The 20,472-nt window shown below is 68.4% G+C and carries 20 protein-coding genes and 1 tRNA gene; 10 read left to right on the top strand and 11 right to left on the bottom strand.

Features of this window, described 5'->3' with window-relative positions:
- Positions 1-5 precede the first annotated feature (5 nt).
- The 8 genes from EP380_RS10480 to EP380_RS10445 form a co-directional block, all read right to left on the bottom strand.
- The gene (locus tag EP380_RS10480; RefSeq protein ID WP_127598484.1) at positions 6-425 is read right to left on the bottom strand and encodes a DUF1330 domain-containing protein; all 420 of its coding nucleotides are present in this window, start codon (positions 423-425) and stop codon (positions 6-8) included.
- Between the two features lie 31 nt (positions 426-456).
- A complete protein-coding gene (locus EP380_RS10475; protein ID WP_238719819.1) occupies positions 457-1,323 on the bottom strand; it encodes an alpha/beta hydrolase family protein in 867 nt (288 codons plus the stop codon).
- A gap of 61 nt (positions 1,324-1,384) precedes the next feature.
- Positions 1,385-3,007, bottom strand: coding sequence for an NTP transferase domain-containing protein (locus EP380_RS10470; protein ID WP_127598482.1), 1,623 nt, complete (start codon positions 3,005-3,007; stop codon positions 1,385-1,387).
- Positions 3,004-3,714 carry an XdhC family protein gene (locus EP380_RS10465; protein WP_127598480.1) on the bottom strand — a complete coding sequence of 237 codons (711 nt, stop codon included), beginning with the start codon at positions 3,712-3,714 and terminating at the stop codon, positions 3,004-3,006. Before EP380_RS10465 ends, EP380_RS10470 begins: the two co-directional genes overlap by 4 nt.
- Before the next feature lie 12 nt (positions 3,715-3,726).
- Positions 3,727-4,065: an XdhC family protein gene (locus EP380_RS10460; protein ID WP_106569434.1), complete on the bottom strand. Its 339-nt coding sequence runs from the start codon at positions 4,063-4,065 to the stop codon at positions 3,727-3,729.
- Between the two features lie 28 nt (positions 4,066-4,093).
- Entirely contained in the window at positions 4,094-5,353 is a 1,260-nt protein-coding gene (locus EP380_RS10455; RefSeq protein WP_127598478.1) for a vWA domain-containing protein, read from the bottom strand.
- Between the two features lie 14 nt (positions 5,354-5,367).
- Positions 5,368-6,297: an AAA family ATPase gene (locus EP380_RS10450; RefSeq protein ID WP_127598475.1), complete on the bottom strand. Its 930-nt coding sequence runs from the start codon at positions 6,295-6,297 to the stop codon at positions 5,368-5,370.
- Positions 6,298-6,347: 50 nt separating this feature from the next.
- A complete protein-coding gene (locus EP380_RS10445; protein WP_106569437.1) occupies positions 6,348-6,842 on the bottom strand; it encodes a flavin reductase in 495 nt (164 codons plus the stop codon).
- A gap of 170 nt (positions 6,843-7,012) precedes the next feature.
- Here EP380_RS10445 and EP380_RS10440 point away from each other — a divergent pair, with 170 nt between their 5' ends.
- The 6 genes from EP380_RS10440 (at position 7,013) to EP380_RS10415 (ending at position 12,527) form a co-directional block, all read left to right on the top strand.
- Complete coding sequence (locus EP380_RS10440; protein WP_238719818.1) at positions 7,013-8,077, top strand: branched-chain amino acid ABC transporter substrate-binding protein; 1,065 nt, start codon at positions 7,013-7,015, stop codon at positions 8,075-8,077.
- Positions 8,074-9,078: a P1 family peptidase gene (locus tag EP380_RS10435; RefSeq protein WP_127598471.1), complete on the top strand. Its 1,005-nt coding sequence runs from the start codon at positions 8,074-8,076 to the stop codon at positions 9,076-9,078. Before EP380_RS10440 ends, EP380_RS10435 begins: the two co-directional genes overlap by 4 nt.
- Before the next feature lie 189 nt (positions 9,079-9,267).
- Positions 9,268-9,996: a DUF2259 domain-containing protein gene (locus tag EP380_RS10430; protein WP_127598469.1), complete on the top strand. Its 729-nt coding sequence runs from the start codon at positions 9,268-9,270 to the stop codon at positions 9,994-9,996.
- Positions 9,993-10,523: a hypothetical protein gene (locus tag EP380_RS10425; RefSeq protein WP_106569441.1), complete on the top strand. Its 531-nt coding sequence runs from the start codon at positions 9,993-9,995 to the stop codon at positions 10,521-10,523. Before EP380_RS10430 ends, EP380_RS10425 begins: the two co-directional genes overlap by 4 nt.
- Before the next feature lie 57 nt (positions 10,524-10,580).
- On the top strand, positions 10,581-11,888 hold the full coding sequence (purB, locus tag EP380_RS10420) for an adenylosuccinate lyase (protein WP_127598467.1): 1,308 nt from the start codon (positions 10,581-10,583) through the stop codon (positions 11,886-11,888).
- Between the two features lie 90 nt (positions 11,889-11,978).
- Positions 11,979-12,527, top strand: a complete 549-nt coding sequence (locus EP380_RS10415) for an RBBP9/YdeN family alpha/beta hydrolase (RefSeq protein WP_127598465.1) — start codon at positions 11,979-11,981, stop codon at positions 12,525-12,527.
- Positions 12,528-12,549: 22 nt separating this feature from the next.
- Here the strand turns inward: EP380_RS10415 and glmU are convergent, their stop codons facing one another.
- Together glmU and EP380_RS10405 are read right to left on the bottom strand one after the other, a co-directional pair.
- Positions 12,550-13,941 carry a bifunctional UDP-N-acetylglucosamine diphosphorylase/glucosamine-1-phosphate N-acetyltransferase GlmU gene (glmU, locus tag EP380_RS10410; RefSeq protein ID WP_127598463.1) on the bottom strand — a complete coding sequence of 464 codons (1,392 nt, stop codon included), beginning with the start codon at positions 13,939-13,941 and terminating at the stop codon, positions 12,550-12,552.
- A gap of 88 nt (positions 13,942-14,029) precedes the next feature.
- Complete coding sequence (locus EP380_RS10405) at positions 14,030-14,776, bottom strand: cytochrome c biogenesis CcdA family protein (RefSeq protein ID WP_106569445.1); 747 nt, start codon at positions 14,774-14,776, stop codon at positions 14,030-14,032.
- A 240-nt stretch (positions 14,777-15,016) separates the two neighbouring features.
- Here EP380_RS10405 and EP380_RS10400 point away from each other — a divergent pair.
- A tRNA-Lys gene (locus EP380_RS10400) sits at positions 15,017-15,092 on the top strand.
- Between the two features lie 149 nt (positions 15,093-15,241).
- Positions 15,242-15,415: a hypothetical protein gene (locus EP380_RS23570; RefSeq protein ID WP_164749823.1), complete on the top strand. Its 174-nt coding sequence runs from the start codon at positions 15,242-15,244 to the stop codon at positions 15,413-15,415.
- A gap of 221 nt (positions 15,416-15,636) precedes the next feature.
- On the opposite strand, the gene EP380_RS10395 is transcribed toward EP380_RS23570, so the two are convergent.
- A complete protein-coding gene (locus EP380_RS10395; protein ID WP_127598461.1) occupies positions 15,637-16,464 on the bottom strand; it encodes a ferredoxin--NADP reductase in 828 nt (275 codons plus the stop codon).
- Positions 16,465-16,674: 210 nt separating this feature from the next.
- Between EP380_RS10395 and EP380_RS10390 the strand changes: the two genes are divergently transcribed.
- Complete coding sequence (locus EP380_RS10390) at positions 16,675-18,747, top strand: hydantoinase/oxoprolinase family protein (RefSeq protein ID WP_127598459.1); 2,073 nt, start codon at positions 16,675-16,677, stop codon at positions 18,745-18,747.
- Between the two features lie 3 nt (positions 18,748-18,750).
- The gene (locus EP380_RS10385) at positions 18,751-20,463 is read left to right on the top strand and encodes a hydantoinase B/oxoprolinase family protein (protein WP_127598457.1); all 1,713 of its coding nucleotides are present in this window, start codon (positions 18,751-18,753) and stop codon (positions 20,461-20,463) included.
- Positions 20,464-20,472: the final 9 nt, after the last annotated feature.

Raw genomic sequence — 20,472 nt, 5'->3', positions numbered from 1 at the left:
GAAATTCAGCCGTCGAAGCCGCTGCCGGTCGCTTTCGGCGCCAGGCGGATCAGGCGGGAATCGGCGACCGCCGCCTGGCGATGCACGACCGCCTTCTGGTAGTCGGGATCCTTGACCATCTCCACGAAGGCGGCGGCGGACGGATATTCGGCGATGAAGCACCGGTCCCAGTGCTCGTCCTCGGGGCCGATCAGCATCAGCCGGAAATCGCCGGCCCACACCACCCTGCCGCCGACCCGGCGCAGGACCGGGCCGCTCTCGCGCCCATAGGCGGCATAGGCCTGCGCGCCGGTCGCCTGGCGCCCGTCCGGATAGGCGGCCTGCGCGCGCAGCCGCACCAGATTGAGCATGTGGACGGGCCCCTCCTCCGCCATTTTCCGGAAAGTGCCGAATGTCTCGCGGGTCGGATCGACGAAGCCGGCCATGGGCGATCTCCAAAAAATCAAACGGGTCGTGTCAGCGCTGCGCCAGCATCCAGTTGAGCGTCTCGCGCCAGTCGGTCATGCGAATCGGCGTTCCGTGGGTGCCGGTTTCGAAGCGCACGAAGCGCACGGGATAGTCCGGTGCCGCCGCCAGGATCGCGCGGAAGAACGTTTCCTGCTTTTCGACCGGAAACACCGTGTCGCGGCTGCCCTGACCGATGAAGACGGGAACCTTCCGCTTGAAAGCGGGGCTTTTCAAGAAACCCGTATCCCAGTGCGAACCGAGCAGAAGCAGCCCGCCCAGCCGCGACGCGACACGCTCGTCCTCTGCCAACGCATAGCACAGCGCCCCGCCCATCGAGCCGCAGGCAACGAAGACCGGCGCGGCCGGCGAGCGCGCGGCGTAGTGATCGATCAGCATCGCGATCGCCTTTTTGCCGCCGGCGCCGAAATCGGGAAAATCGGGCGACAGATAAAGCCCGTCATTGCGCGTCATCAGGTTCTTGATGCGGTTGAAATTGCCGCCGAAGGTGAAATCGTCGACCCCCTGCCGGCGGCTGCCGCCCTGGCCGTGCAGATAGATGGTGATGATCTTGGCGCCCTCGCGCCGGCCGACCGCGTAGTGGCGCAGATCGCCGAGCGCGTATTGCTGCTGGAACGCGCGCACGCGCAGCGACACATAGTCGTCGCGCACCCGCCGTTCCGGCACCGCGTCGCGGCCGTTGATGTCGCGCATCTCGCGATAGTCGACGACGCGGTATCGGCCGCCGTCGGCCGAGCTAAGGGTTGCCGGATAGGCGAACAGCCGGTCCTTGTGGGGGGCGAGTTCGAAAGCGCCGGCGCTGCCGGCGGCAAGCGACAAGGCGACGACAAGCAGAAAACGGCGAAGGGTCGTGGTCATCGCCGCGACTGTGCCGTCCGCTGCCGGGCTTGGCAAGCCCGGCATGGGCGTTGCCGCGCTGCTATTCCTCGAGCACGCCGCCGGCCCGGGCGAGCGCGTCCTGCGTGTCGACATCGATGCTCGCCGCCGCGCCGATTTCGACGTCGATCACCTCGGCGAGCCCGCTTTCGACCAAATGGCGGGCGCCGGTGTCGCCGGCGAGCCCGTCGACGGCAACAAACACCGCCCGCGGCAGGATGACGGGGTTGCCGCGCTTGCCGTTATGGGTGGCGCGCACCACGGCGCGCCCGCCGGACCGCTCGAAGGCGTCGATCAGCGCATCGAGTGCCGCCGTGCCGATCGCGGGCATGTCGGCAAGCAGCACCAGCGCGCCGTCGGCCGCCTCCGGCACGGCGTGCAGGCCCGCCTTCAGCGAGGTCGACAGGCCCTGGGCGAAATCCGGGTTCCGGCGGGTCGCGACGGCAAGCCCGGCAAGCGCCGCGGCCACGCGCTCGGCCTGATGGCCGAGGATCACCGTCAGCCCGTCCGCGCGGCTTGCCAGCGCGCGCTCGGCGCTGCGCCGCACCAGCGGTGTGTCGTCGAACGAGGCCAGAAGCTTGTTGGGTCCGCCCATGCGGCTCGAGCGTCCGGCCGCCAGCAGCACGGCGTGCACGTTTGCCGGTTTTGTCTGGGCGTCGGCCGGCGGGCGCGCCTCGCGCGGCTGCGGCCGGGTGGCGATCTCCATCAACAGCCCGCCGACCCCCATGCCGGCGATCGTGCCGGCATCGACGTCCAGACCGGCCAGCATGCGGTCGAGCACCCAGTCGAAGCCGTTTTCCTTCGGGCTGCGGGCGCAGCCCGGCGCGCCGAGCACCGGCACCGCGCCGATGTGCCCCTTGACCAGCAGATTGCCGGGATCGACCGGCATGCCGAAGCGTTCGACCGTGCCGCCGGCGCCGCGGATCGCGGCGGGGATCACGTCGTCGCCGTCGCTGACGGCCGACGCGCCGAAGGCGATCACGATGTCGCTGCCGGCGGTGGCGTCGGCGAGTGCGCGCGCCAGGCTCGCCTCGTCGTGCGGCGTGCGGCGCTCGAAGGCGATCGCGCTGCCCGACGGCTCCAGCCGCGCGCGCATCGTCTTGACCGTCTTGTCGAGCACGCTCGGCTTGGTGCCCGGCAGGCTCGTCTGGATCAGGGCGACGCGTCGGGCCGCGAACGGATGCACGCCGAACACCGCGCCCCGCGCGGCGATCGCCTCGACCGCGTCGACCAGCGTGCCGGCGACCGCGAAGGGTATGATTTTTACCGTGGCCACCATCCGGCCCGGCTCGACGCGCACATGGTCGTTCAGCGTCGCGATGGTGATCGCCGGGTCGACGGCGTTGATGGCGTCGATCAGCGCGCGGTCGACGCAAAACACCCCTGCCGGCCCGGCATGCAGATTGACCCGTCCGGTCGCCGCGTCCCGGACCTCCACGCCGCGGCTTTTGAGTGCTGCGGCGATCCGGCGGGCGGCCTCGTTTTCGTCCAGGTCGCCGGGGTCGAGCACGGCGGCCGCGACCTCCGCGATGCCGGCCTCCCTCAAGGCCGCGATCTCGGCCGCGCCGAGGCGGGTGCCCTTCTTGATCCGGCGCGTCCCGGCCTGGGTGGCGTGGGCGAGTATCGCGCCCTCGGCCCGGTCGAGCGGTACGGGACCGAACTTCATGCCGCGCGGCTTTCGGTCACTGCCGCCAGTCCGCGCGAGCGCAGGGCGGCGACGATCTGGGCCAGGACCGCCACGGCGATCTCGGCCGGGCTTGCCGCGCCGATATCGAGGCCGATCGGCGCATGGATGCGTCCGCTTGCCTCGTCCGTCACGCCGGCTTCGGCGAGCCGGGCCAGGCGCTTGGCGTGGGTCTTGCGGCTGCCGAGCGCGCCGACATAAAAACAGCCCGTCTCCAGCGCCGCCTTGAGCGGAAAATCGTCGATCTTGGGATCGTGGGTGAGTGCGGCGAGCGCGGTATAGGCATCGAGCGGCCGCCGTTTGAAGACGTCCTCGGGCCATTCGGCTGCAAGCCGGGTCTCGGGAAAGCGTTCCGGCGTGGCGAAGGCGGTGCGCGGGTCGATGATCTCGATGTCGAAACCGGCGATCCGGGCCATCGGCGCCAGCGCCTGGCTGATATGGACCGCGCCGATCGCCACGATGCGCGGCGGCGGCAGATGGACGTTAAGGAAGAACGACCCGCCCTCGGCCTCGACCGTGCCGGATTTTCCGGAGCGGAATGCGCGCTGCAGCGCCTCGCCGAACTGGCCTGAGAGCACATCGCCCTCGCGCACCAGCCGGTCGCTCCCGTCCGCGAGATCGGTGACCAGGATCGCGGCGCGGCGCGCGCGCCGTTCGGCATTCAGCGCTCTCAGAGCTTCAGCACGCATGGCGTCCTCCGCTCAGCCGAGAGGTTCGACATAGACTTTGATGCGCCCGCCGCAGGATAGTCCCACCTCCCAGGCCGTCTCGTCGGCGACGCCGAATTCGAGCAGGCGCGGCGCGCCGGTCTCGATCACGTCGGCGGCCTCGGCCACCACCGCGCCTTCCACGCAGCCGCCGGAGACCGAGCCCTCGAAATTGCCCTCGGTGTCGATGACCAGATGGCTGCCCACCGGGCGCGGCGCCGAGCCCCAGGTTTCGACCACGGTCGCGAGCGCGAGCGCGCGCCCGTCCTTTATCCAGCGTTCGGCGATCAGCAGCGGATCGCGACGGTCGTCGAGGGCCGAGAGGTTCTCCATGACTGCACTCCTTTGCCCGACACTAGGATCACGCCGCACGCTTGCCAAGGGAAACCGCGTCCAGAAAACGGCGCGGATCGGCCGCACGCGCGCCGCGCCGTGTCGACAACGCCGCGCACAGATCGTCCAGCGCCTCCAGCGTATGCACGGCGCGGAACTCGTCGACATGCGGCAGCATGGCGCGCACGCCGCGGGCGCGCGCCTCGAACCCGTCGAAGCGCAACAAAGGATTGAGCCAGATCAGCCGCCGGCAGGATTTGTGCAGCCGCTCCATCTCGCGCCCGAGCAGATCGATATCGTCGCGCTCGAGCCCGTCTGTGATCAAAAGCACGATCGCACCCTGGCCGAGCACGCGGCGCGACCACAGCCGGTTGAACTCGTAAAGCGTATGGCCGATGCGCGTGCCGCCCGACCAGTCCTTGACCGCCGCCGCGCAGTCGGCCAGCGCCGCGTCGGGATCGCGATGGCGCATCTGCCGGGTCAGATTGGTCAGCCTGGTGCCGAACACGAAGGAGTGCACCCGCTGGCGCTGCTCGGTCAACGCGTGCAGGAAATGCAGGAAGATGCGGGTATACTGGCTCATCGAGCCGGAAATATCGGCGATCGCCACCAGCGGCGGATGAACTTCGCGCACGGAACGGAATTTCGGCAGAATGAGTTCGCCGCCGGTGCGCAAGCCGGCCCGCAGCATGGCGCGCGGATCGGTGCGCGCGCCGCGGGGGTCCGGGCGCCAGCGGCGGGTGCGCACCTGGTCGAAAGGCAGCCGCAGGGCCGCGATCGCCCGCTTCGCCTCGGTCAGTTCGGCGGCCGTCATCTGCGAAAAATCCTTGGCGCGCAGGGTCTCGCTGGTCGAGGTGGTCAGCCGCGCGTCGACCTCGATCTCGGGAATTTCCTCGCGCGGCCGGTTTTTCTCGTGTCCCTCGAACATGGCGTCGGCGACGCGCGATTCGGCCGCGCGCGGCCGTTCCTTCTCGCGCTGGTCGACCGCCTGCGGCGAAAACATCGCCAGCATTTTTTCCACCAGCTCGCGCGATTTCCAGAACAGCCGGAACGCCTCGTCGAAGACAGCGTGGTCCTCGCGGCGCGTCACCAGCACCGCATGCAGGGTCCAGTAGAAATCGTCGCGCGTGCCGATGCCGCCGGCCAGCACGGCCTCGATCGCCTCCTTGACCGCGGCCGGGCCGACGCGCATGCCGGCCTTGCGCAGCGCGCGGGCGAAATAGACGATATTGTCGGCGATGCGCCCGTCCGGCGGTGGCGTGCGGGGAGCGGTAACCTGCTGATCCATGGCCCCGGCCGGCCCTAGTCGCTCGCCGCGAGTTCGCTGCGCACCTCGTCGAGCAGCTTGCGCCCCTCGCCTTCCTCGATGCGGGCGATGTCGTCCTGATATTTCAAAAGCACGCCGATCGTGTCCGACACGGTTTCGGGATCGAGCGCGACCTTGTCGAGTTCGGTCAGCGCGCTCGCCCAGTCGATCGTCTCGGCCACGCCCGGCGCCTTGAACAGGTCCATCTGGCGCAATCGCTGGATGAAGGCGACCACTTCCTGCGACAGGCGCTGATTGGCCTGCGGCACCTTGCGGTGGACGATCTCCAGCTCGCGCGCAGCATCGGGGTAGTCGACCCAGTGATAGAGGCACCGGCGCTTGAGCGCATCGTGAATCTCGCGCGTGCGGTTGGTGGTGATCACCACGATCGGCGGTTCGGCGGCGCGGATCGTGCCGAGTTCGGGCACGGTGACCTGGAAATCGGACAGGATTTCGAGCAAAAAGGCCTCAAAAGCCTCGTCAGTGCGGTCGAGCTCGTCGATCAGCAGCACCGGCGCGCGGCCGTCCGTGCCGGAAAGCGCGTCCAGGATCGGCCGGCGGATCAGGTATTTTTCGGAAAAGACGTTCTTTTCCATCGTGCCGCGGTCGACCGCGCCGGCGGCCTCCTCCATGCGGATCTCGATCATCTGGGCGGCGTAGTTCCACTCATAGACGGCCGAGGCGACGTCGAGGCCCTCGTAGCATTGCAGACGGATCAGGCGCCGGTCGAGCGCGCTCGCCAGAACCTTGGCGATCTCGGTCTTGCCGACGCCGGCCTCGCCTTCCAGGAACAGCGGCCGCTGCATGCGCAGGGCCAGGAAAAGCACCGTCGCCAGTGCGCGATCGGCGACGTAGTCGGCGCCTTGCAAAAGGGCGAGCGTGTCGTCGATCGACTGCGGAAGGGCGGGCGGTGTCGGGCGCGTCATTGCGTCTCCGGATAAGGGATCGACCCTGGAAGCGGTGTGCCGCCCGACCGTCAGAGCACGCGGTAGGTGCGGTTGTGGTAAAGAAGCGGCTCAAGGCTATCGCCGATATCGAGGCCTGTCACCCTGCCGAAATAGACCCGGTGGGTGCCCAGTTCCTTGGTGTCGACGATTTCGCAGTCGAACACCGCCAGCGCGCCCTTGAGAACCGGCGCGCCGGTCGAGATACGGTCCCAGTCGGCGGCGGCGAAACGCGCGTCCTGGCTCTTGCCGGTCAGGCCGGAAAAATCCGACGACAGCGCCTCGTGGGCGGCCGTCAGCGTGTTGAGCGCAAACACGCCGTTGCGCAGGAAGCAGTCGTTGTTTTCGTTCTCGCGATTGAGGCAGACCAGGATCGTCGGCGGGTTGTCGGTGACCGAACAGGCGGCGATCGCCGTCACGCCGCGCCGGCCGAAAGGCCCGTCGGTCGTGACCACATGCACCGCGCCGGCGAATTGCGCCATCGCATCGCGATAATGGCGCGGTTCGATTTCGCTTTTCTTCAACACCTGCCGCCCGGCCTTTCCGCCAGCGCTGCGCTGGCCCTGCTGACATGCAATATAGGCCCGTGCGCTTACGCCACAAGCCGGGTAGGCGCAAGACGAGTTGCGCTGGTCCGGCGGCTTCTTTACGAAACGGCGAAAGCGGTCCCGCAAGCGGAAACCATCACGCGATGCGCATGTCGAAGCGATTGGCGATCCTTTTTGCCGCCATGTTGGGCGCGCTGCCGGCCCGCGCGGCCGAGCCGCGGCTCGGCCTGGCCGCGCCGCTGTCGGGCGCGAGTGCGCTGCTGGGCGCGCAGATGGAAGCCGGCGCGGCGGCGGCCGTCGCCGCCGACGGCAAGGCCGCGCTCGTGGTCGAGGACACGGGCTGTTCGGCCGAGGGCGGCGCGCGCGCCGCCGGCGCGCTGGTCGCCGAGGGCGTCGATCTCGTCACCGGCTTCGTGTGCATGGCGGCGGTCGAGGCTGCGATGCCGGTCCTCTCCCAAGCCGGCATTCCCGTCATCGTCACCGGCGTGCGCGTCGACGCCCTCACCGACCGGCGCGACAAGACCGGCTGGCCGGTGTTTCGCCTCGCCCCGCGCGCCGACGCGGAGGCGCAGGCCGTCGCCCGCATTCTGACCCGCGCCTGGCGCGGCGAGCTGTTCGCGATCATCGACGACGGCACCATTTACGGGCGCGAACTGGCCGAAAGCCTGCGCGTGGCGGCCGAACTGGCCGGGCTCGAGCCGGTGTTCATCGATACGTTCCGGCCGCAACTGCCCAACCAGATCGCGCTCGCCGGCCGGCTGCGCAAGGCGGGCGCGACCCATGTGTTTGCCGGCGGCGACCGGGCCGACATCGCCCTTCTCGGCCAGGCGGCGGCCGAACTCGGCTACGACGTGCAGATCGCCGGCGGCGAGGCCCTGCGCGCCGCGCGCGACGAGGTCGACCTTGTCGCCGGCACCTTGATGGTCGCGCCGCCCGACTGGGCCGACATCGCAGACCCGGCAATCGTCGCCGCCCTGCGCCAGGCCGGCACCGAGCCCGACGGCTACGTCCTGCCGGCCTATGCCGCCGTCGAGGTCGCGCTGGCGGCAAAACGCGCCGCCGCCGACGCGCCGCTCGCCGGCGTGCTCGCGGCGACGCGCTTCGAGACCGCGCTCGGCGCCGTGCGCTTCAACGATATCGGCGACTGGGCCGGCACACGCTACCGGCTGTTTCGCTATGACGGTCAAGATTTCGAACAGGTCGATCTGGAATGAGTTTTACCCCCGGTCCCCGCAACCTTTTGACCGACATCGCCGGCCTGCGTGTCGGCGCGGCTCACGACGAGGCCCTCAATTCAGGCGTCACCGCGGTTCTGTGCGACACGCCGGCCGTGGCCTCGGTGCAGGTGATGGGCGGCGCGCCCGGCACCCGCGAGACCGATCTTCTGGAACCGCACAACAGCGTCGAAACCGTCAATGCGCTGGTGCTTTCGGGCGGGTCTGCCTTCGGTCTCGACGCGGCGTCCGGCGTCCAGGCCTGGCTGCGCGAGCACGATATCGGGCTCCAGGTGCACGACCAGCGCGTGCCGATCGTGCCGGCGGCGATCCTGTTCGACCTCGTCAATGGCGGCGACAAGGGTTGGGGACGCTACCCGCCCTATCGCGAGCTCGGTTACCAGGCGGCGCAGAACGCGGCCACCGCCTTCGAACTCGGCACGGCCGGCGCCGGTTATGGCGCGCTGACGGCCGGTCTGAAGGGCGGCCTCGGCTCGGCCTCGACGCGGCTTGCCGACGGCACCACGGTCGCCGCCCTGGTCGCGGTCAACGCGGTCGGCTCGGTGACCGTCGGCAGCACGCGCCATTTCTGGGCGGCCCCGTTTGAGGCCGGCTCCGAGTTCGGCGGCCTCGGCCTGCCAAGCCCGCTGCCCGACGATGCCGGCCGGGTGCGGCTGAAGTTCCGCGATCCGGGGCTCGCCGCCAACACCACCATCGCGGTGGTGGCCACCGATGCCGCCTTGACCAAGGCCGAGGCCAAGCGCTTGGCCGTCACCGCCCATGACGGGCTCGCCCGTGCGATCTGGCCCGCGCACACGCCGGCCGACGGCGATCTGGTCTTCGCGCTTGCGACCGGCGCCCGGCCGGCGCCCGACAGCGTGGCGATGATGGAGCTTTACGCCGCTGGCGCGGCCACGCTGGCGCGCGCCATCGCGCGTGGCGTTTATGCCGCCCGTCCCGGACCGCGCGACCTGATGCCGGCCTGGTCGACGCTGGGCTGAGGCGTCGGCAGGCGAAATGGAAACCGGGCCGCCGTTCAAAAACACGTCAAAACAATAGCTTGGGGCCGAACGGTTCTGATTGCGAAAAGCCGGCGCACGGGGTTGGCCGCACCGTTCCTGCCCGGCGGCTGCCCGTGATAGACTCGCCTCAGAATCGGTCCAGGATCGGCCCGCAACAAGGATTTCGTCATGTTCTACCGTGCCGCCGCGATGCTGTGTGCCGCAGCCCTTTTCCTGTGCGCGCCGGCGGCCTCGGCCGGCGATGTCGCCGAGCTCGACATTCTCGGCTTCTCGGATGACGCCTCGATCTTCGCCTTCGAGGAGTACGGCATCCAGGACGGGTCGGGTTTTCCCTATGCCAACCGCTATTACATCGACGTCGAGAACGACCGTTTTTTGCCCGGTTCGCCGTTTCGCGTGCTTATCAGGGACGAAACGGTTAGCCTCGATACCGCCCGCGCCCAGGTCAAGGCCGCGGCCGAAACCATCGTCGCCGACGACGAGCTGGCACGCAACAGGGGCTGGCTTGCCGGGTACAATCCCGTCACCGAACTGTCGGGCGAGCCGGGCCGGATGGTGGTCAATCCGCGCCCGGTTCTGCCGCCGATCGACACGGCGGTCGCCTTCCATCTCGAGGAGATCGGCATCGCCGCGCCGGAACGATGCGCCGCCTTCGGTCCCGTCGTCGGCTACCGCCTGTCGCGCGTCGATCTGGAACCGGGCGGCACGTTCGTTCGCCTGCATCAAGACGAAGCGATCCCGCAAAGCCGCGGCTGCCCGTTCGGATACCGGCTCGGCGCGGTGCAGACGGTTTATCCGCAGGGCGGACCGCCCTCCTTCGCGGTGATGATCGCGGTGCGCGGCTTGGGCTTCGAGGGGCCGGACATCCGCTGGCTGGCCGTGACCGGCCGGCTGTGACCCCTGAAAGACGCACCGCGCCGGCCGGGGCGTTTGCCGGCCTCTATGCCGCCGTCGCCGGCAAACGAACCCTGGCGGGCCTGGCGGCGGGCGCGCTTTTGTGGTCGCTGCTGATGGCGGCCAGCGCCGTTTTGACGCTTTACCGCGACGGCTGGCAGGAGCCGGCCCATATCCGCGCGGTGGCGGTCTTGTTCGGTCTGGCGGCCTTCCTCGCCTATCCCGTTGCCGTGATCCTGGCCGGCTGGGCGAGCGGCGGCAAGAAATTCGACACGCGGCTTGCCGCCCATCTCTTCCTGCTCGGCGCCGGCACGCTCGGGCTGACGGCGGCGTTTTACGGGCTCGACCATCGCGCCTATTTCTCGCAGTGGCACGCCGCGCCGTTCACCGTCACCTGGTCGATCCAGTATTTTTTCACCGTGGCCGGCGCGTTCTACCAGTTCGCCGCGTTCGGCATGCGGCTCTACCTGCCGCTCGGCATCCCGGCGCTTTGCCTGTTTGCCCTGTGGCATGCGGCGAAAGCGCGTTGAGCCGCGGCGGCGGCTCTGTTACGACGCAGCCACCTATTCCGCAAACAGGATGCAAGCATGATCCCGCGCTATTCGCGGCCCGAAATGGTCGCAATCTGGTCGCCCGCGACGAAGTTCCGCATCTGGTTCGAGATCGAGGCGCATGCCTGCGACGCGCTCGCAGAACTCGGCGTGATCCCGAAAGAGGCCGCCAAAACCATCTGGGACAAGGGCGGCGCGGCCACGTTCGACATTGAACGCATCGACCAGATCGAGGCCGAGACCAAGCACGACGTCATCGCCTTTTTGACCCATCTGGCCGAGATCGTCGGGCCGGAGGCGCGATTCGTCCACCAGGGCATGACGTCGTCCGACGTGCTCGACACCTGCCTGAACGTGCAACTGGTGCGCGCCGCCGATCTGCTGTTGGCCGATCTCGACGCCCTGCTCGCGGCGCTGAAAAAACGCGCCTTCGAGCACAAGGACACGATCACCATCGGCCGTTCGCACGGCATTCATGCCGAACCGACCACTTTCGGCGTCAAGCTCGCCCAGGCCCATGCGGAGTTTTCGCGCTGCCGCGAGCGGCTGGTCTTCGCCCGCGGGGAGATCGCGACCTGCGCGATCTCGGGCGCCGTCGGCACGTTCGCCAATATCGACCCGCGCGTGGAGGAACACGTGGCGGCCAAGATGGGGCTGGAACCGGAGACGGTGTCGACCCAGGTGATCCCGCGCGACCGGCACGCGATGTTTTTTGCCGTGCTCGGCGTGATCGCCTCGTCGGTCGAGCGCCTCGCAGTGGAGATACGTCATCTGCAGCGTACCGAGGTGCTGGAGGCGGAGGAATATTTCGCGCCCGGCCAGAAAGGCTCATCGGCCATGCCGCACAAGCGCAATCCGGTGCTGACGGAAAATCTCACCGGGCTTGCCCGCATGGTGCGTGCCTACGCCCTGCCGGCGATGGAAAACGTCGCGCTCTGGCACGAGCGCGACATCTCGCATTCCTCGGTCGAGCGCATGATCGGGCCCGACGCCACCGTCACGCTCGATTTCGCGCTCGCTAGGTTGACCGGGGTCGTCGACAAGCTTCTGGTCTACCCCGAGGCGATGCAGAACAATCTCGATCGGTTCCGCGGGCTGGTCCATTCGCAGCGCGTGCTGCTGGCGCTGACCCAGGCCGGGGTGTCGCGCGAGGACGCCTACCGGTTGGTGCAGCGCAACGCCATGAAAGTCTGGGAGCAAGGCAAGGATTTCCTTGAAGAATTGCTCGCCGACGCCGAGGTGCGCGCCGCGCTTTCGGAAGACGCGATCCGCGAGAAATTCGACATCGGCTATCACACCAAACATGTCGACACGATTTTTGCCCGCGTGTTCGGTCAGGCCTGAGGCGATCGCCGCGCCGGCAGCGGAGCCGCCGTGCCGTTTCGCGTCCGGGCGGCCTTGCCCGGCGCGGACCGCCTCGCTACATGGGCGGCCATGAAGGCCAAAGACACCGATATCCTGATCATCCCCGGCTACACCAATTCCGGCCCCGGCCACTGGCAGAGCCGCTGGCAGTCGAAACTGTCGACGGCGCGCCGGGTCGAGCAGCGCGAATGGTCGAAGCCGGTGCGCGACGACTGGATCGCCCGCGTCGCCGAGGAGGCCAACCGGGCCGAGCGGCCGATCCTGCTCGTGGCCCATTCGCTCGGTATTCCGACCGCCATCCATGCCCTGCAGGCGATCGAAAAGCCGGTCGCGGGCGCGTTCTTCGTCGCCCCGCCGGACGTAGCCAACCCAAAAATCCGCCCGAAACATCTGATGACGTTCGGTCCCTATCCGCGCGAGCCGCTGCCGTTTCCCTCGGTGGTGGTGGCGAGCCGCAATGACGAGTTCTGCGCCTTCGACGTCGCCGAGGACATCGCCGCCGCCTGGGGATCGTTGTTCGTCGATGCCGGCCAGGCCGGGCATCTCAACGCCGAATCGGGATACGGGCCCTGGCCCGAGGGTTCGCTTCTCCTGGCGAAATTCCTGTCGCGGCTGTAGAGCCCACGGCGGTAGCGGCGGCTCAGCCGCGCGCGGCCCGGTCCTTGGCGGCCTTTTCGGCGGCGCGGCGCTGCTTTTCGGCCTGATAGCGCGCCTTCAGCTTCGATGCCCGTCCTTCCTTGACGGTTTGCGGGGCGCGGCCGAAGGCGAGCGCGTCGTCGGGCACGTCGGCCACGATCACGCTGCCGGAGGCGACATAGGCGCCGGCGCCGATCGAAACCGGCGCGACCAGCGAGGAATTCGAGCCGATGAAGGCCTCGGCGCCGATCTCGGTGCGGTCCTTGGTAAAGCCGTTATAGTTGCAGGTGATGGTGCCGGCGCCAATATTGGCCTTGGCGCCGATCGTGGCGTCGCCGATATAGGTGAGATGGTTGACCTTGGCGCCGGGACCGATCTCGGCGGCCTTGACCTCGCAGAAATTGCCCACCTTGGCGCCGGCGCCGAGATCCGCGCCCGGCCGCAGCCGCGCGAAGGGACCCACTTCGGCGCCGTCGGCGATCGTGGCGCCCTCGATATGGGAAAAGCCGCGCACGCGCACCCGGTCGCCGATCTGCACGCCGGGTCCGAACACGACATGCGGCTCGAGCGCCGTGTCGCGGCCGATCACCGTGTCGTGGGCGAAAAACACCGTCTCGGGCGCCGTCATCGACACGCCGTCGAGCAGCATGCGCCGGCGCCGGCGGGTCTGCCAGATCGCCTCGGCCTCGGCCAGTTCGGCGCGGTTGTTGATGCCGAGCACATTTTCGAACGCGACCTCGGCCGCGACCACGCGCAGGCCCTGCGCGCGCGCGATCTCGACGATGTCGGTCAGGTAATATTCGCCCTTGGCGTTGTCGTTGCCGACCGCGTCGAGCAGGCCGAGCGCCCGGGCGCCGTCGATCGCCATCAGCCCGCCATTGCAAAAAGTAATCGCCCGTTCCGCCGCGCTGCAGTCGCGGTCCTCGCGAATCGCCACCAGCTCGCCGCCCTGTTCCACCAGACGGCCATAACCGGCGGGCTTGTCGGTGCGAAAGCCCATCACCACCACGGCGGCGCCGTCGGCCAAGCCTTGTCGCGCCTCGGCCAGCGCCTCGGCCTCGATCAGCGGCGTGTCGCCGAACATCACCAAAATATCGTCGAACCCGTCGGCGATCGCGTCGCGGGCGGCGAGTACGGCATGGGCCGTGCCCAGCCGTTCGGCCTGGACAAAGGTCCGGCAGCCGGCGGCGTGGGACTTCAGCGTCTCGGAGACGGTTTCGGCGCCATGGCCGACCACCAGGGCGAGCGCGCCGCTGCCGGCCGCGCGCGCCGCGCCGAGCACATGGGCGGCCATCGGCAGGCCGGCGACCGGGTGCAGCACTTTCGGCAGATCGCTTTTCATGCGCGTGCCCTCGCCGGCGGCGAGGATGATCGACAGGCAACTGCGTTCACTCATGGAGATTTCCGTATCGCGATTGGGGACGGGTCGCGCCGTCTTTATCATTGCGCGCCCGGCAATCCAATCGCCCCGGCGGGCCGGCGGCCTATCCCAGTTGACCGAGCGCGGGAAAGGTTTCCAAAAGCCAGTAGGAAGCGGCCTGGATGCCGCCGGTCAGAAACAGCACGCCGGCAATCACCAACAGTCCGCCCATCACCTTTTCCACCCGTCCAAGATGCAGGCGGAAACGGCCGAGGAAGCGCATGAAGGCGCCCGAAAACAGCGCCGCCAGCAGGAACGGAATGCCGAGGCCGAGCGAATAGGCAAACAAAAGCGTCGCCCCCTCGCCGACCGTGCCGCGCCCCCCGGCCAGGGTCAGGATCGGGCCGAGCACGGGACCGATGCACGGCGTCCAGCCGAAGGCGAAGGCCAGCCCCATCAGATAGGCCGCGGCCGGCCCGGCCTGCGACCCGCCGGTCTGGAAACGGGCCTCGCGCGACAGGAAGGGAATGCGGATCAGGCCGAGAAAATTCAGCCCCATCAGGATGATCAGGATGCCGGCGACGATCGCCAGTTCCTGCTGCCAGGCGCGCAACAGGCCGCCGATGGTCGAGGCGCCGGCGCCCAGCGCGACGAAGACGGTGGAAAAGCCGAGCACGAATGCGGCGGCCGCGCCGAGCAGGGCGAGCTTGGTTCGGGTGACCTGTGCGGCGGCGTTGCCGTCGCGGAAATCCTCCACCGAAACCCCGGCCATATAACATAGATAGGGCGGCACCAGCGGCAGGACGCAGGGCGACAGGAAGGACAAAGCCCCTGCCCCGACCGCGCTCGCATATCCGACATCGATCGCCATGACGGCCCTTGCACCTCGTGTCCGCGCGCGCCCGGCCCGTGCCGGCCGCGCCGCCGTGACCCGGCTATACCCTCGCCGACCGGGCTGTGCCAATCACCCTTTTGTGGGCGAATTGTCCCGGTCCGCGCCCGGCGCGCGACCTTTCACCAACAAGATCGCCGCGGACGCGCTTTTGCGGTTGACCCGAGGGTGGCGCCTCCCTATTTTCCGCCCACTTTCGGGGCGGCAACGGCCCTGCGGGAGCGCGTAGCTCAGTTGGTAGAGCAACTGACTTTTAATCAGTAGGTCCAGGGTTCGAGCCCCTGCGCGCTCACCAAAAACTCCCAATAAAATCAACAATCCAAAAGAAACGAAACCGGAACGCCGTGCGAGAAAAACCACTGTGCGAGAAGGTTTTCTCGCACGGTGTTCACGGCCCGTTCCGGCCGCTGGCCGCCGCCGACACGCTGTGTCAGTGTGACACGCATGATGCCGTCGATTCCCACTCTCATGGTGATGGCGATTCTTGGCTGGATGGCCTGGGGTCTTTGGTTGACGATTCAACAGAAGATCCGGCCGTCGGTCTATGCTGGCGGCCTGGTCGTGCTCGCGATCGTCTATGGCCTGATGTCAGGCGCGCCGCGACGGCGGGGTGCGTGATCGCACCATACACGCGGCGGGCTTCATGGGCGAGGTTCGAGGCTGCGGACCGTGATTCCTGAAAGCGTATCTCCCACGCGATCTGGCAACATTCGGGAGGCACGGTCCGTTCCCTGCCCATGGACGAGGTATGGGCAGGGCCTTTCACGAAAAAACCGCCGGCGTCGGGCGACGCCAGGCGGTTTTTGCGATGTTGCTGCGGCTTCGTTCGGAGCCGCCGCTCAGCCAACGAAGGCGCGCTCGACGACGAAATCGGCCGGCGCGGCATTGGAGCCCTCGACCAGGCCGGATTTTTCCACCAGCGCCTTGACGTCGCGGATCATATCGAGCGATCCGCAGATCATCACCCGGTCGCTGGCGGGGTCGAACGGCGCGACGCCGAGATCGGAAAACAGCTTGCCCGATTCGATCAGCGTGGTGATGCGTCCCGTCCGCTCACCGTCCTCGCGCGTGGTGGTGGGATAATAACGCACGCGCCCGGCGACCAGCTCGCCGATCAGCGGATCGGCCCGCAACGCGGCGATCAGCTCGTCGCCATAAGCGAGCTCGGCGACGTCTCGGCAGGTATTGGTCAACACGATCTCGTCGAATTTCTCATATGTGTCGGGATCGCGGATCAGGCTGGCGAAGGGGGCGATGCCGGTGCCGGTGGCGATCATGTAGAGCCTCTTGGCCGGGCTCAGCGCGTCGTTGACCAGCGTGCCGGTCGATTTCTGGCGCAACAAAACGGTGTCGCCGGGCACGATCTTCTGCAATTCCGACGTCAGCGGGCCGTTCGGCACCTTGATCGAATAAAACTCCAGTTCCTCGTCCCAGGCCGGGCTGGCGATCGAATAGGCGCGGAACACTGGCTTTTCGGCGTTGGGCAGGCCGATCATCACGAATTCGCCGGAGCGGAAGCGGAAGCTCTGTGGGCGGGTGATGCGGAAGGAAAACAGCCGGTCGGTATAGTGTTTCACCGAGACCACGGTCTCGGCATGCACGCCGGCGGGAATCGGAAAGTCCGGCTTGCGGGCAGTCTCGTTGCTGTTTGCGGCGACATTTGTCATCCGGTGCACCTTCCTGGCAAGCGTCGGTTGAAATGGCCGCGCGGCGGCCGGCTGTGGCGGACGGTGCCGGGCCCGTCCGTGGGATGTTCGACCCTGTGTCTTGCTCGCGAAATTAATTAGTATACAAATGAATATCGGGTCAAGATCGAGACCGGGAGAGCTGTTCCAAATTGCCGGCCATTGTTAGGCCGCGCGTTCGGGAAAACCGAGATGGACGAAAAAAATCGCGCCGGCCCCGCCTCAACCGTGGCCGGCATCGACGTCGGCGGCACGTTTACCGACCTGATCCTGATCGACGCGGCATCGGGCGGCCGGGTCCGGCTCGCCAAGACCCCCACCACCGGCGCCAACCAGGCCGAGGGCGTGGTCGACGCGCTCGCCCAGACCGGTTTTCCCGTCGAGGCGATCGACCTGATCGTGCACGGCACCACCACCACCACCAACGCGGTCTTGGAACGCCGGCTGGCGCGCACCGGCATGATCACCACGCGCGGCTTTCGCGACATTATCGAGCTCGGCCGGCGCACCCGGCCGCAGCCCTACGGCATGACCGGCCGTTTCGAGCCGGTGATCGCGCGCGATTTGCGGCTCGAAGTCGGCGAGCGCATGACGGCGGCCGGCACGGTACACACGCCGCTCGACGAGGACGAACTGCGCGCCGCCGTCGTCCGGCTCCGCGACCGTGGCTGCGAGGCGCTCGTCATTCATTTCCTGCACGCCTACGCCAATCCCCGCCACGAATTGCGCGCCGCCGAGATCGCGGCCGAGCTCTGGCCCAACGACCACATCACCATGGCGCACGCATTGCTGTCGGAGGCGCGCGAGTTCGAACGCGGCGTGACGGCCGCCGTCAACGCCGCCGTGCAGCCGATCCTGCAGCGTTATGTCGAGCGGCTGCGCCGCGACCTGCGCGGCAAGGGCTACAAGCGCGAATTTTTGGTCATGAACGGCAATGGCGGCATGATTTCGGCCGGACTGGTGGCGCGCGAGGCCGCCAAGACGGTGATGTCGGGTCCGGCCTCCGGCGTGATGGCGGCCGCCTACACCGCGCGGCGCGCCGGCTTCGGCGACATCGTCACCTACGACATGGGCGGCACCTCGACCGACGTCGCCATGGTGCGCGCCAGCCGCCCGGCGGTCTCCAACGAGATCGAGATCGAATACGCCATGCCGATCCACGTGCCGATGGTGGACGTGCGCACCGTCGGCGCCGGCGGCGGCTCGATCGCCCGCGTCAACAATGCCGGGCTTTTGGAGGTCGGCCCCGAGAGCGCCGGCGCGCTGCCCGGGCCGATCTGCTACGGCCGCGGCGGCACCCGGCCGACCGTGTCGGACGCCAATCTGCTGCTCGGCCGGCTCAATGCGCAAAAGCTTCTCGCCGTCGACGGGGCAGCCGATCTCGACACGATCGGCGACGTGTTTGCGCGCACGCTCGGCGCGCCGCTCGGCCTCGACGCGACCGGGGCGGCCGGCGCCGTGCTCAGGATCGGCAATCTCAGGATGGCCGGCGCCATCCGCATGGTCTCGATCGCCAAGGGGCACGACCCGCGCGATTTTTCGCTGTTCGCCTTCGGTGGCGCGGGCCCGCTGCATGCCTGCGCGCTCGCCCGCGAGCTGGGCATTCCGCGCGTCATCGTGCCGGCCCGGCCCGGCATCACCAACGCGCTCGGCTGCGTGGTCGCCGATCTCAGGCACGATTTCGTGCGCACGCTGAACCGGCCGCTGGCCGATCTCGACATGGCGGCGGTGCAGGCGATCCTCAACGAACAGGCCGGCGAGGGCCGCGACCTGATCGCGCGCGAGGCGGTGCGGCCCGAACGCATCGAGATCGTCCATTCCGCCGACATGCAGTTCGTCGGCCAGACCCATCTTCTCAATGTCGCGCTGCCCGGCCCCGCCGTAGAGCGCGCCACGCTGCAGGCCTTGTTCGAAAAGGCCTATTTCGCCCGTTTCAAGGTAAAACTGCCGGAAATCCGCGCCAATCTGGTCAATCTCAACACCTCGGTGATCGGTATCCGCCCCGAACTCGACCTGTCGACGCTGATCGATCCGGCCGGGCGGGCCGACACGCTCGCCGGCGCGCAGGCGGCGACGCGGCCGGTCTGGTTTGCCGGCGACTGGCTGGACACCCCCGTCTACGCCCGCGAACAACTGCCGCTTGAGGCCCGCATTGACGGCCCGGCGATCCTGGAACAGATGGACGCCACCACCGTGCTGGAACCCGGCGACCGGGCCGTGAGCGACGGCGACGGCAATTTGATCATCACCGCTGCAAAGGCGTGAGCCATGGCCGAGCTCGACCCGATCACCCTGACCGTTATCCAGGCCGCGCTGCAGCAGGTCTGCGACGAGATGGATTTGGCCTTTTCGCGCGCGGCGTTCTCGCCGGTGATCGCCGAGGCCAATGACCGCTCCGACGGCATCTATGCGGCCGACGACGGCGCGCTGATCGCCCAGGGCGTCGGCGGCCTGCCGGTCTTTGTCGGCGTGATGGAATATTCCACCCGCACGCTGATCGAGATGATCGCCGACGGGCGCTGCCTGCCGCCCGAGCCGGGCGACATCTATATCGTCAACGATCCCTATCTCGGCGGCACGCATTTGATGGACGTGCGTTTTGCCCGGCCGGTGTGGCGCGACGGCAAGATTTTCTGCTGGCTGTCCAATACCGGCCACTGGCCCGATATTGGCGGCTCGGTTCCGGGCGGGTTTTCGGCGTCGGCCACCGCCGTCGAGCAGGAGGGGCTGCGGCTGCCGCCGGTCAAGCTTTTCAAGCGCGGCGAACTCGATCCCGAAATCCACGCCATCATCGCCTCCAATATCCGCGTCGCCGACCAGCGCATCGGCGACATCAAGGCCCAGGCCGCCGCGCTGATGGTCGGCGAGGAGCGGCTTTGCGCCCTGCTCGACCGCTATGGCGACGACACCGTTCTGGCCGCGATCGCCGAATTGCGCCGGCGCGCGGCCGAGCAGATGCGTGCGCGTATCGCCGACATCGCCGACGGCGTCTATCGCGCGACGGCCCATGTCGATTCCGACGGGGTCGTCGACCGACCGCTGACCATCGCGCTGGCGGTCGAAAAGACCGGCGACCGGCTGGTGTTCGACTTTGCCGGCTCGAGCCCGCCCTGCGCGGGGCCGATGAACAGCGTGCTCGCCACCACGCTGTCGTCGATCTACCTCGCCATGCGCCACATCTTTCCCGACGTGCCGCTCAGCGCCGGCGCGTTCGAGCCGCTGGAGATCCGCCGCCCCGAGGGCACGTTTCTCGACGCGCATTATCCGCGCCCGGTCTCCGGCTGCGCGGCCGAGGTCTCGCAGCGCATCGCCGAAGCGGTGTTCGCCGCCCTGGTCCAGGCCCTGCCCGAGCACGTGACGGCCGCACCGGCCGGCTCGTCCGGCAATTTCGCCCTCGGCGGCCACGATCCGGCGCGCGGGCGCGATTACGTCATGTACCAGATTTCCGGCGGCGGTTATGGCGGCAACAGCGACCATGACGGGCTCAGCAATGGCTGTTCGACCATCGGTATTTCCAAATCGCCGCCGATCGAGGTGATGGAGCAGGCCTATCCGATCCTCTACCGCCACTACGCGCTGCGCGAGGGCTCCGGCGGCGCCGGCCGGCAACGCGGCGGCTTCGGGCTCGCCTACGAGGTCGAGCTCCTGCGCGGCGAGGCGCGCGCCTCCTTCGTTATGGACCATGGCCGGTTCGGCCCGCAGGGCGTGCTCGGCGGCGCCGACGGCGGCGTCAACACCGTCACCGTGTGGCGCGACGGGATCGCCCACGTGCCGCAACATCTGTCGAAGGAACAGGACATCGCGCTCAAACCCGGCGACCGCGTCAGTGTCGGCACGCCGGGCGGCGGCGGTTACGGGAACCCGCGCGAACGCGATCCCGCCCTGGTGCGCCGCGACGTGGCGCTCGGTTATTACACCGAAGCCGAAGCGATGGAGAAATTCGGCGTCACGGCCGATTTGCTTGCCGACGACGAGGCCTGAAGCGCGGCG

The organism is Nitratireductor alexandrii (genome assembly GCF_004000215.1).
GTDB lineage: Bacteria > Pseudomonadota > Alphaproteobacteria > Rhizobiales > Rhizobiaceae > Mangrovimarina > Mangrovimarina alexandrii.
Note: the sequence above shows the minus strand (reverse complement) of the source record. Positions and strands in the feature narration are given on the sequence as shown.

Excerpts from the sequence above, each read along its gene's own strand:
- EP380_RS10480 (WP_127598484.1), bottom strand. The coding sequence starts at position 425 with ATGGCCGGCTTCGTCGATCCGACCCGCGAGACATTCGGCACTTTCCGG.
- EP380_RS10475 (WP_238719819.1), bottom strand. The coding sequence starts at position 1,323 with ATGACCACGACCCTTCGCCGTTTTCTGCTTGTCGTCGCCTTGTCGCTT.
- EP380_RS10470 (WP_127598482.1), bottom strand. The coding sequence starts at position 3,007 with ATGAAGTTCGGTCCCGTACCGCTCGACCGGGCCGAGGGCGCGATACTC.
- EP380_RS10465 (WP_127598480.1), bottom strand. The coding sequence starts at position 3,714 with ATGCGTGCTGAAGCTCTGAGAGCGCTGAATGCCGAACGGCGCGCGCGC.
- EP380_RS10460 (WP_106569434.1), bottom strand. The coding sequence starts at position 4,065 with ATGGAGAACCTCTCGGCCCTCGACGACCGTCGCGATCCGCTGCTGATC.
- EP380_RS10455 (WP_127598478.1), bottom strand. The coding sequence starts at position 5,353 with ATGGATCAGCAGGTTACCGCTCCCCGCACGCCACCGCCGGACGGGCGC.
- EP380_RS10450 (WP_127598475.1), bottom strand. The coding sequence starts at position 6,297 with ATGACGCGCCCGACACCGCCCGCCCTTCCGCAGTCGATCGACGACACG.
- EP380_RS10440 (WP_238719818.1), top strand. The coding sequence starts at position 7,013 with ATGTCGAAGCGATTGGCGATCCTTTTTGCCGCCATGTTGGGCGCGCTG.
- EP380_RS10435 (WP_127598471.1), top strand. The coding sequence starts at position 8,074 with ATGAGTTTTACCCCCGGTCCCCGCAACCTTTTGACCGACATCGCCGGC.
- EP380_RS10430 (WP_127598469.1), top strand. The coding sequence starts at position 9,268 with ATGTTCTACCGTGCCGCCGCGATGCTGTGTGCCGCAGCCCTTTTCCTG.
- purB (WP_127598467.1), top strand. The coding sequence starts at position 10,581 with ATGATCCCGCGCTATTCGCGGCCCGAAATGGTCGCAATCTGGTCGCCC.
- EP380_RS10415 (WP_127598465.1), top strand. The coding sequence starts at position 11,979 with ATGAAGGCCAAAGACACCGATATCCTGATCATCCCCGGCTACACCAAT.
- glmU (WP_127598463.1), bottom strand. The coding sequence starts at position 13,941 with ATGAGTGAACGCAGTTGCCTGTCGATCATCCTCGCCGCCGGCGAGGGC.
- EP380_RS10405 (WP_106569445.1), bottom strand. The coding sequence starts at position 14,776 with ATGGCGATCGATGTCGGATATGCGAGCGCGGTCGGGGCAGGGGCTTTG.
- EP380_RS23570 (WP_164749823.1), top strand. The coding sequence starts at position 15,242 with ATGATGCCGTCGATTCCCACTCTCATGGTGATGGCGATTCTTGGCTGG.
- EP380_RS10395 (WP_127598461.1), bottom strand. The coding sequence starts at position 16,464 with ATGACAAATGTCGCCGCAAACAGCAACGAGACTGCCCGCAAGCCGGAC.
- EP380_RS10390 (WP_127598459.1), top strand. The coding sequence starts at position 16,675 with ATGGACGAAAAAAATCGCGCCGGCCCCGCCTCAACCGTGGCCGGCATC.
- EP380_RS10385 (WP_127598457.1), top strand. The coding sequence starts at position 18,751 with ATGGCCGAGCTCGACCCGATCACCCTGACCGTTATCCAGGCCGCGCTG.